Source organism: Clostridium sp. (genome assembly GCF_051278035.1).
In the GTDB taxonomy this organism is placed as follows: Bacteria; Bacillota; Clostridia; order Clostridiales; family Clostridiaceae; genus Clostridium_AD.
The window spans coordinates 1-10,072 of record NZ_JBNMNU010000157.1; the positions used below are offsets into that span (position 1 = coordinate 1).

Sequence of the window (10,072 nt, forward strand, 5' to 3'; positions counted from 1 at the left end):
CGAAAGATAAAACAAGTTCACCAGGATATAATTCAGTAAGTACCTTTTGTAGGCGTTTTCGGGTACTATTTATAACTTGTTTTATTCTTTGACTACTTCTAAAAGGCTCTTTAAGAATATTTTCTACATCTAAATTTAATATACATGGATTATTCATATCTACAACTAGGGCTATTAAATTAGGACCCGAGGTAACAATTTTTCTAAAACCATGCAAATATAAAAGCTCTATTAGTGATGGAGCGTATATATCTTGCAGGAGAGGTTTGAAAATTGCATATTCATAGTCTCTAGATATTGCATAAGCTAAAGTTTCTGTAATAAGTATTTGCTCTATTACTTTATTTTTTTTCTTATTATTTATACATATTAAATCAATAAGAATAATTCTGCCAGAGGCGTTTTGACGAACATACATTGATAAGCTATCATCGTCTAATTCTTTATAAAGAACATTGGAGCGGATCCAGTGCATTGATGAAAATCCTAAAATTTCATTAGTTTGGACGTTTTTTATTATTACAAGTTTTGGAGCAATTTTTTTAGAAAGCTCAGTTAATATTTGAAAAACACGGTCTTTATTACTACAAGATTCAGAAAGTTTTTTTATGAAATCTTCGGTAATATTATCTGAAAACTCGATATCTATATGAGACGAGGCTAAAGAAAATTTTTCTTGAGGTTCTCTCTGATAAAACCCATTTTCATAAATATACTGCTGAACTAATGGGTCAATTAAACTTGAGATATCTCGATTATTGTCAATATAGTTTCTTATCTGACTAGAGCTAATGTTCGCATAACTTGCTGGAAGATTTATCAATTTAATTTCACCAAGAATTTCTTTTGTAGCCTCTTCTAATTGTTTGGTTTTTCCGCGTTCAAAAATTATATGAGAAAAATTGTGTATAGAATTTTCTGTAACAGGTTTTTTATAACAACTAGAATTTAATATAACATCACTGCCACCAACAAAATAAACCTCAGATCCACTAAAATTGTCTTTTAATAATTTTAAATCCTGTGGATTTGAAATGTTTGTTTGAAACTCTTCTGGGTAAATAAATATATTTAATTCATCTGCTATTGACATACTTAGCAAGCTTTTACGAAGTAAGTTTGGTAAGGTTTTTTTTGACCAAGAAAACTCATCTACAGATAAATAAACCTCAAAATCCATATTTCTTATTAATTTTGAAATATTTTTATGGCTAAGAGAAAAAGGATCAAAGGTGCCTGGGAAAAAGGCTGTTTTTGTTGGAATAGGTATATCGATATCACCCTTAAAAAAACTAAAATCTGATATAAATCTATATATATGGTTCAGTGCAGCAGCATTTGTAAGAAAAAGCAATTGTTCTGTTTTATCTTCTGTAATTAGGGTAAGAATTTTTTTCGCTGTTAATTTAAATATAATATTTTTTTCCTCAATTGATAAAAGTTTGGAACCAAAAATGTCTGTTCCAAAGGTACTTATAGCGGACAACTTAACTTTTCTTTTATAATCACCAAGTCCATTTAAAAGGATTCCAAGCATATTTAGCATTCTGCGGTCATGATTTTCTGATTGTTCACTAAATCTATTTCTGTACTTTGGATAATTAGATATACATACACCTATGGTCTTAAGAACTAACGGCTTTACATTCTCGGTAGCTATTTTTATTTTCAGTTTTAAATCATCAATAATTTCATTTAGCTCCTTAGGCTGTAACCAAAGGAGTATTTCACCTAAGAAAGGTGGAATATACTCCGTAAATCTGTGTCCTTCTATTTCTAGAGCACGAAGAAGTTCTATTGCAACTTCATTTCTCTCAGCAAGTGTCAAAAGTGGCATAAGTTTATGTATGGCAAGCCCTGCCCTATTACGAACAGCCTCTACGGCACTTACTTTAAGTAAATTACAAAAATGAATGGCTGTATGCATGCCTGTGCTAGGGGCTTCATTTATGGTGTAATTTAGCAATAAATCTATTTGGTTTTTCTTTTTTATCCAATCGGTTGCTGTTTTTAAATTACTTAAAAATATATCGGGTATCTTTGCATAATCCTGTTCACAATATTTTTGAAAAAAAACAATGGATGTTTTTAAATTAAGTAGCGTAAAAATTCTAAGCTTAAGTAGGTTTTCTGCAGGTATTTTACTTTTAGCAAAATAACTCTTGCCGTTATTTGTTAAACTTGATTTTAGATTTTTCTTTAAATAATTCTCTTTTGGAAGCTTGATTATTAGGTCATTTACAATTTGTAATGCAGATAATCTTAGAATACTACTTTTTTTGTTTGTCATTGATATTACATAATTAAACATTGAAGATAAGTTGTCATCATATGGGTCCATGGGAATATACTTTGCAGTCTCAAGTAAAAACAATTGAGTCTCTGTGTTAGTGAAACGCGTAGAATCATAATACTTAATAATAATATCTCTGTAGGTAGTAAGCATACTTTTCCTACAATTTTCAAATAAAGAATTAACCATAATTCTAGTGCTATAACCCATCCAAGTTCTATGACTTGAGATTATTTTGTGACTTGGATAAAGTAAAAAATTAAAATATTCAACGAATAGGTTGTAACTTGTTATATTGTGGGTTTCCATATTTACGTGTTTAGGAATTTCTTTATTATAATCTTCATCAAAAATAGCAATGAGTAGTCCTATAAGCTCAGCACAGTGACGCCTAATATCGTCTTCAGAATGAGTCAGATTATCGAAAAGAAATTTAATAGTCTGTAGCTTTTGTTTTTGGGTTAAATATGTAGAATATTCTTCGAATACCCTTATATATTGTCTTAAATTCTTCCAGTGTTTTTCACTTCTAGCTTGTTCTAATATTTTATTTAGAGAGTATTCATCACGTAGCATATACATTAAATTAATATTGTGATTTATAGAAAGATACTTAAAGTTTTCAACTATTTCATTTCCTTGCATTAAAGAAAAAACTGGTGCCTTGTGAAAATTAATATTTTCACTTTCTTCGAGGGAAGTGTTAATGCCAATACTGATCAAATAATCTTCAAAATCTTTTAATTTAGCATATACTCGTCTATATCTCTTTTCCTTTATTTCATCAACATTTTCTAATTTATCAAGTATAACCTTAAAGGACATTGCAAGGGGGAATATATTCATAGTTACGGTTTTACCAGTTGAAAAGTTTTTCACTCTAAAGTCACAATATATTAATATTAATGATTCCAGTGAAAGGTTTTCAATTTCTAAATCCCAGGTGGAATGGTTTATAGCAATATTTCTAATGTAGTTTATGTTATGTTTTTTAAACCATTGATCTGTATAATAGTAATGCAAATGAGGGACTCTTTTAAGCTCTTCTCCTATGCAACCATATTTTCCAATGTCATGACCAGCAGCAGCCCCTGAAACTCTACCTAAATCTATTTTAACATCTTTTTCTTTAAGTTGCCTTGCAATATATAGCGATAGATAATGTACACCACAAATATGGTCTAGGGTATTATAATGAAAAACCTCACCATTTAGTTTCATCATTTCATAAATAAAATCACCTTTAAAAGCTTTTATAAATCGTACATATTCATCGTCATTCTCTAAATTTTCTAATTCTCTTTGGAGCAAGAAATTCATGGCGTAGTTACTTTGCCATGAGCTATCCTTATAGTTCTTTTGAACTGAACATACAATTCTAAGAACAGTAAGGTACAGTTCACATGAAGGAGCTAGATCTACATCAAGATTTATGGTAACGGCCTTTGGATAGGATTTGTTTAACGTGTAATTATATAAATAACTCAGTGCATCTTTTGGAAATTTACCTTCGCACAGTGTACCCATTACTTCTTCACAAATTAAAAGGGTACGTGCACATGTGAAGTCCGTTGAATCTATCATGATTTTTAGGTTTTCCCAATATGGTGGACTGGATAGAAAATTTTCAATAAGAGCCTTTGGGATGCTATTGTTTTTTAGAAAAACTGGATTTAATAATTTTGCTGATATTTTTTGATTAATTTCTTTAAAAGATAAAGCTTTCATTGTAGCCTCCTTGTAGTTCTTCGCGGATAATAACGAACTCATTTCTACTATTATCTATATTGAAAATTATATACTTTAAATGTGATTAATTATAGGGGATATCGCAATTTTTGTAAAAAAAAATACCTTAGTTAGGTATAAGGTATTTGCACAGTCCATAGAGATTATATGCTTTATACATTTTACTTGTGTCTATATAATCCATTTTGTAGTCGCCATCAAAGGGATATATAGAAATAAAATTCTCATTATAGAGATTTATTATATATTTGTTTTCATTAAATGTTATAAATATCTTGTATAATGGCTTTGCAGGCAAGTTCGCAGGTTTTTCTATGAAGCTGTTCTTATTTAACGAATTAAAAAAATCAACGAATGTAGATAAGTCTTCTTTAGAAAAATCCTTCTCTTTATAAAAATTCATATATAGAGCATAAATTTCTGTAGGGTTTTCTAGAGTAAGATCACTCATTAATAAATTGGTGTAATAAAAATTGTTTGGCTTGCTCTTACTAAAGATATTTCTATTAATTTTATAATTGCAGCCAAAGAGGCTTAAAGATAGAAAAATACACAATAGGAGTAAAATATATTTCTTAAAATTAAAATTCATTCAATCACATCCTTTAACTGCCTTGTATATAAAATATGTTGCGCAATTATTTTTTAGTACACAAATTGTGGATATTAGCATATTTTAGGAATATTTTTCTGTCTAATAGTTCAGAATAGAAGGAGTAAGCAGAAAGCAGGAAGTAGAAAACATCATAAGGAGGAAATATGAAAGTTGGTGTACCCAAAGGATTACTATATTATAAATACTACCCTTTTATAAATAGATTTTTAATTGAGCTAGATGCAGAAGTAATTACGTCTATAGATACAAATAAGAACATTTTAAATGAAGGGGTTAAATACTGTGTGGACGAGGCATGTCTACCTATAAAAATATTCCATGGACATATAATGGATATTAAGGACAAATGCGATCTATTAATTATACCTAGAATTATGAGAGTTCGCGCGCGCGAATTTATATGCCCAAAGTTTTGTGGGCTTCCAGAAATGATTTTATATAGCATACCTAATTTGCCAAAGGTAATGATAGAACCAATTTACGCAACGTGTGAGGAGGAATTATATAGCTTTTGTAAAAAACTTGGAGCTATGATAACGAAGGATAAAGGTAAGATAAAGGTAGCATTTAGTAAAGCCTTAGAAGAACAGAAGAATTTTAAATTTGGGATTAGAGATGAAGGGTTTAAAAAAAATATCGCCTTAGTAGGGCACCCATATAATCTTTACGATACTTTTATTAATATGAATATAGTAAAAAAATTGAACAAAATTGGAGTAGGGGTTATAACAGAGGAATTTGTAGAAGAGGAACAAATCAAATCAGAAGTAAATACTCTTTTCAAAAGGCCTTTTTGGACATTTGCTTCCAATTCTTATGGATTTACAACTAGTATAGCTAAAAATAGTGGAATAGATGGGGCAATTTATATATCATCATTCGCATGCGGAATAGACTCTGTAGTACTTGAGCTGATTCAAGATAAAATAGAGGATTTTCCTTTTTTAGTTTTAAAGGTTGATGAACATACTGGTGAAGGCGGTCTAGATACAAGAATAGAGGCTTTTATTGATATGATTGAAAGGAAAAGAAATAATGAAGATAACATTTCCACATTTAGGCAACACACATCTTGCAGCTAAGGCATTATTTGATGGGCTTGGAATAGAGTGCATAATTCCACCCTTTTGTAGTAGTGAGGCACTGGAGCTAGGTTCTAAGTTTTCATCAGAGGAAATGTGCATGCCTTATAAAATTATGATGGGCAATTATTTGCAGAGTATAGAGATGGGAGCGGATACTATAATCCTCCCTGGAAGCTGTGGACCTTGTAGGTTTGGTGAGTACTGTGAACTGCAAATTAATGCTCTAAAGAAAATAGGGCACGATTTGACGTTTATTGTAATTGATAGTCCCTTTGAGATAGGTAAAAGGGAACTCATAAATCGTCTAAAAAATATTACAGATAACAGTGAAAAAAGTAAAATTGAAAGAATTAGAGCTTTAAAGATAGCCTATGATGTAAACGAGCTAATAGAAAAAATTGAGGCTTTAGCGCATTACTTAACAGGCTTTGAAGTTAATAAAGGAGAATTTAAGAGGCTTTTAGTTGAATGCAAAATTAATGCATCAAAAGCAAAATCACCATACCAAATGGTAAATATATTAAAAGATTATAAGAAAAAAATAAAAAATATATCTATTAATAAAAATAAATCTCCAATAAAAATTGCGATTATAGGTGAAATCTACACTGTAATCGAACCTTTTTCTAATCTTTATATAGAAGATAAACTTATGGATTATGGTGTATCCACTAAAAGGATGCTTACGCCTAGTTGGTGGGTTAAGGATGCATTACTTAAATGTGTGAACCTTAACTCGATTGGTATAAGAAAAGCATCTAGAGAATATCTACAGCATTATATTGGTGGTCATGCTAGAGAGTGTATAGGAGAGGTACTGATTGCAGAAAAAGAGAATTTTGATGGTGCAATTCAAATTTTTCCAATGGGATGTATGCCTGAAATTGTAGCAAAGGCTATTTTACCTGCAATTTCAAATGATAAAGATTTCCCAATAATGACTTTGGTAGTAGACGAAATGACTGGAGAAGCGGGATATGTTACTAGAATAGAAGCATTTATAGATATGTTAGAAAGGAGAAAAAGCAATGTACTATATGGGAGTTGATGTAGGGTCTGTAAGTACTAATGTTGTACTACTAGATAATAATTTAAAGGTTATTGAAAAATTATATTTAAGAACAAAAGGTAAACCCATAGTGGCAATCCAATATGGACTTGAAATTCTAAGTGAAAAATATTATAACAACGAAATAAGATCTGTTGGAACTACAGGTAGCGGTAGACATATGGCTTCCTTTTTAATAGGCGCTGACATAGTGAAAAATGAAATCACAGCTCATGCAGTAGCAGCCCTTGAAATTGATAATGAGGTAAAAACCATATTAGAAATCGGAGGTCAAGACTCAAAGATAATTACACTTAAAAATGGTATAGTTACGGACTTTGCAATGAATACTGTGTGTGCGGCAGGGACAGGGTCATTTCTTGATAGACAGGCAGAAAGGCTTGAAATACCTATTGAAAGTTTTGGAGAGTATGCATTAAGATCTAAAGCGCCTGTAAGAATAGCTGGTAGGTGTGCCGTATTTGCAGAGTCAGATATGATACATAAGCAACAGCTTGGATACAAAGAGCAGGATATAATAGGAGGACTTTGTGAGGCCCTAGTAAGAAATTATCTTAGTAACGTGGGAAAAGGAAAGCAAATCAAACCTAAAATATTTTTTCAAGGTGGGGTTGCAGCTAATAAAGGGATTAAAGCAGCTTTTGAAAGTGCTTTAGGTGAAAAAATTTACGTTCCAGTGCACTATGATGTAATGGGAGCTATAGGAGCTGCTATACTTGGAAAAGAAGAGCTGATGAAGACTGGAAAAACAAATTTTAAAGGCTTCGAAACAGCAACTAGTGATTTTGTTCCTAGAAATATTGAGTGCAATGGTTGTGGCAATAGTTGTGAAGTTATTGAAATAAAAGATGGAGAAAAAACTGTAGGATGCTTTGGAGATAGGTGCGGGAAATGGAGTAGTAAGATGGTGATATAGTCTTTTATATAATATATTTAGTTACTATTAGTGTTCTTATTTTAGTTATATTGAATATATTAAGTTGAAGGTTGGTGATTAAATGTTATTAAAGAAAACGATATTAAATCTATTAAACGAGCAAATATCTCACGAATTTGATAATCATAATATATATCGCAACATACAAGCTTATTTCTCAGATTTAGACTTGGCTGGTTGGGCAGCATTTTTCGGAGTACAAGCAGAAGATGAGTATGGTCATTATAAACACATCATAAATTATTTAGATGATAAGAATGCTCCTTATGAGATAAATGTATTGCCTTATACTAACTGTAAGTTTAAAGATATAAAAGAAATACTTAACAAATATTATGCTACAGAAATAGTAACCACTACAATGCTTTACGCTATTGCAGAACAAGCAAAGGCTGATAACGATCATGGCACATTAAGTTGGTTATATTCTACGCCTATATCTGAAGATGGGTTATCATTAATACAGGAACAGATAGAAGAGGAAGATTCAGCATTACAGTTAAAATCTGAGTTTATGCAAGGATTTGGAACTAGTGATCAGTTAAATGAACAGTGGATACGAACCATAAATGAGAATTTAATTCAAAGAATGGCAAAATAAGAAAAACCTTAGTAAATTGAATTCAATTTACTAAGGTTTTTTTAATAGTGAATTTATTTAATTATATTAGATTTTAAATATTTCTTCAAATCATTTTTTATTATTATATAGTAACTAGGAATAGCGTACAATAGTATACCGATTTTTAAAACTTCAGGAATATAACTACCAAATAATACATCTAATCCATCACCAAAATAGTATGCACCAAGTCCGATTAAAAATAGATTTAGGGTATAGAATACTACGTTTATATTTAGAGTAGAAAATCCTCTTGATACGACATAAACAATTAAAGCTGCGCACACTAACCCTAGTACGGTTAAACCGACCAGTAGTAATGGTGAAACAGCTGAGCTAGTTAAAATAAATAATGTTACTTCTAGAAGTTCTCTAAAAACTGTTATGGCGGCAAGAATAAATACTCCCTTTTGACTTAATGATATAAATTGTTGATTTGGAACAGTGTCAAAAGATTTATTTTTCCTTAAAAGTACTACGCTGTATAATACTAATCCAGCTAATACTATCCCAAGGAGTCCATCAAATAATTCTCCAGCAGGACCGTTTAATAAAGTAACTTGTGAGAATATTATAAAGCCAGTTATAGCTGCAATAACCAACCCCAAAGCACTACCTAGCAATGCACTTTTAGTCATCCCATATAGTTTATTTCTGTTGAAATAAACTACTAGAGGAATTATAACCAAGAAAATCTCTATACCTTCTCTTAAACTTATTATAAAAGGTGTAAACATTGTTAATCACCTCCTAATCTCAAATTATACGCTTCTGTAGAGTATATAATATGATGAATAAAACTTTTGGTGTATGGGTGCATAAAATTTTGATTAAATTAGCGAAAAAGTTTATATTTATTAGTGTTCTGTATAAAATTGTACATACTTACCTTGTTGCATTTAGTATAATGGTATTTATAGAGATATGAGATAATAATATGGATTTGAAATCAATAGAAGCAGGGGAGGAGATCATGAAGAAGTTTATTTTACTTATCACGACTTTCGTTATATTATTTCCTATGACGCTAGTATTGTTACTTTCTATCTTCTCCTATTATCGATATCCACTCTTGTTTCCAGATAAATTTACACTGGAATTCTGGAAAAATAATATGCTAGGAAGTTCTAGATTTTATACCAGTGTACTAAGCAGTGTTTTTATTGGAGCACTAAATGGAATACTAGCTACACTAGTTGGAATTATGGCAGCGAGAGCTTTTACAAAATATAAATTCTTTGGAGATAGGTTTATAAAAACAATATCTTCGCTACCATTATTTATACCATCCATTGCCCTATTTATGGGTGTTCACTTGATGATGATAAAACTCCATTTGATTAACAGCTTTACTGGAGTGATACTTGCACATATGCTTGTCTGCGTGCCTTATGCGACAAATATATTTATTTCATTTTTCAATGGTATTAACCCTGATATAGAAAACGTAGCAAAAACAATGGGATGTAACCAAACAAGGATTTATTCAAAGATTCTACTTCCTCTTCTGGCTCCTGGAATATACTTATCCTTTTCTATAGGGTTTCTTATTTCCTTTTCAGAATATTTTTCAACCTTTCTGATAGGAGGCGGAAGGGTGCAAACATTATCTTCATTGCTGTATCCATATATAAGTAGCGGTAATACGGGAAATGCAGCAGTTTTAGGGGTGGTATTTATTTTAGTCAATATATCCGTATT

General features: G+C 30.8%; 8 protein-coding genes. 5 read left to right on the plus strand and 3 right to left on the minus strand.

The genetic code is table 11. The features are described 5' to 3' along the window. Positions 1–4,021, minus strand: a 4,021-nt coding sequence (locus tag ACJAX4_RS18710; protein ID WP_435790951.1) for a cytidyltransferase, incomplete at its 3' end; no start/stop codon positions are given. 127 nt (positions 4,022–4,148) lie between these two features. Beyond that, positions 4,149–4,634, minus strand: coding sequence for a DUF4883 family protein (locus ACJAX4_RS18715; RefSeq protein ID WP_435790952.1), 486 nt, complete (start codon positions 4,632–4,634; stop codon positions 4,149–4,151). Positions 4,635–4,801: 167 nt separating this feature from the next. Between ACJAX4_RS18715 and ACJAX4_RS18720 the strand changes: the two genes are divergently transcribed. From ACJAX4_RS18720 to ACJAX4_RS18735, 4 genes are all read left to right on the plus strand, one after another. Further along, positions 4,802–5,740, plus strand: a complete 939-nt coding sequence (locus ACJAX4_RS18720; RefSeq protein ID WP_435790953.1) for an acyl-CoA dehydratase activase-related protein — start codon at positions 4,802–4,804, stop codon at positions 5,738–5,740. Next, complete coding sequence (locus ACJAX4_RS18725; protein WP_435790954.1) at positions 5,694–6,791, plus strand: 2-hydroxyglutaryl-CoA dehydratase; 1,098 nt, start codon at positions 5,694–5,696, stop codon at positions 6,789–6,791. The genes ACJAX4_RS18720 and ACJAX4_RS18725 overlap by 47 nt, the downstream gene beginning before the upstream one ends. Next, positions 6,772–7,728, plus strand: a complete 957-nt coding sequence (locus tag ACJAX4_RS18730) for an acyl-CoA dehydratase activase (RefSeq protein WP_435790955.1) — start codon at positions 6,772–6,774, stop codon at positions 7,726–7,728. Before ACJAX4_RS18725 ends, ACJAX4_RS18730 begins: the two co-directional genes overlap by 20 nt. 82 nt (positions 7,729–7,810) lie before the next feature. After that, entirely contained in the window at positions 7,811–8,350 is a 540-nt protein-coding gene (locus tag ACJAX4_RS18735; protein ID WP_435790956.1) for a ferritin, read from the plus strand. A gap of 53 nt (positions 8,351–8,403) precedes the next feature. Here ACJAX4_RS18735 and ACJAX4_RS18740 read toward each other — a convergent pair whose 3' ends face one another. After that, positions 8,404–9,108 carry an FTR1 family protein gene (locus ACJAX4_RS18740; protein ID WP_435790957.1) on the minus strand — a complete coding sequence of 235 codons (705 nt, stop codon included), beginning with the start codon at positions 9,106–9,108 and terminating at the stop codon, positions 8,404–8,406. Between the two features lie 236 nt (positions 9,109–9,344). Between ACJAX4_RS18740 and ACJAX4_RS18745 the strand changes: the two genes are divergently transcribed. Next, positions 9,345–10,072: ABC transporter permease (locus ACJAX4_RS18745; RefSeq protein ID WP_435790958.1), on the plus strand; the 728-nt coding region annotated here is incomplete at its 3' end.

Coding starts and splice junctions, on each gene's coding strand:
- ACJAX4_RS18715 (WP_435790952.1), bottom strand. CDS start 4,634: ATGAATTTTAATTTTAAGAAATATATTTTACTCCTATTGTGTATTTTT.
- ACJAX4_RS18720 (WP_435790953.1), top strand. CDS start 4,802: ATGAAAGTTGGTGTACCCAAAGGATTACTATATTATAAATACTACCCT.
- ACJAX4_RS18725 (WP_435790954.1), top strand. CDS start 5,694: ATGAAGATAACATTTCCACATTTAGGCAACACACATCTTGCAGCTAAG.
- ACJAX4_RS18730 (WP_435790955.1), top strand. CDS start 6,772: ATGTACTATATGGGAGTTGATGTAGGGTCTGTAAGTACTAATGTTGTA.
- ACJAX4_RS18735 (WP_435790956.1), top strand. CDS start 7,811: ATGTTATTAAAGAAAACGATATTAAATCTATTAAACGAGCAAATATCT.
- ACJAX4_RS18740 (WP_435790957.1), bottom strand. CDS start 9,108: ATGTTTACACCTTTTATAATAAGTTTAAGAGAAGGTATAGAGATTTTC.